Source organism: Halomonas sp. ND22Bw (assembly GCF_003011945.1).
Classification (GTDB): domain Bacteria; phylum Pseudomonadota; class Gammaproteobacteria; order Pseudomonadales; family Halomonadaceae; genus Halomonas; species Halomonas halophila.
In genome coordinates this window covers 1-507 of sequence record NZ_PXWD01000103.1, presented here as the reverse complement: position 1 = coordinate 507, position 507 = coordinate 1, and the positions used below count along the sequence as shown (strand labels likewise).

1 protein-coding gene and 1 pseudogene are annotated in these 507 nt (G+C 61.9%); both read left to right on the top strand.

Annotated features, from left to right (window positions below):
• A pseudogene (locus CVH10_RS27285) lies at positions 1–164 on the top strand (prolipoprotein diacylglyceryl transferase); the annotation flags it as partial.
• Positions 161–507 (top strand): protein-disulfide reductase DsbD domain-containing protein (locus tag CVH10_RS17165; protein ID WP_369335846.1); only part of this gene is annotated, 347 nt, incomplete at its 3' end. The pseudogene CVH10_RS27285 and the gene CVH10_RS17165, both read left to right, overlap by 4 nt.

Below are 507 nucleotides of genomic sequence, written 5' to 3'. Positions count from 1 at the left end.
TGGAGTTCGTGCGCCTTCCCGACGCGCACATCGGCTTTATCGCCTTTGGCTGGGTGACCATGGGAATGGTGCTGACCCTGCCGATGCTTATCGCAGGCCTGGCGCTGCTGGTCTGGGCGAGGCGTCAGCCAGTGGATAAGACGAAACCCGCGGTGGCCTCATGAAAACGATCCTTGCTTCTCTGCTGGTGCTGCTGTTCGTCGCTACACCGGTAGCGGCCCGTGAGGGAATGCCCTTGGGCGGTGACAACAGTAATCCTTTCAGTGACCCTGCTCAGCGGAAATTCCTGCCGGCGAAGGAGGCCTTCCGGGCCAGCGCCTGGCGAGACGATGAGCGAGTCTATGTAGGCTTCCTCAATGCCAAGGACTATTACCTCCACCGCCACCAATTCGCCCTGGACAGCCGCGCCCCGGACATCAGTGTCGGAGAGCTGGCAATCCCCCCCGGCGAACGCATGGTGCATGCGTCTCTGGGGGAGATCCGGGTGTTCTATGACCGGGTGGTGCT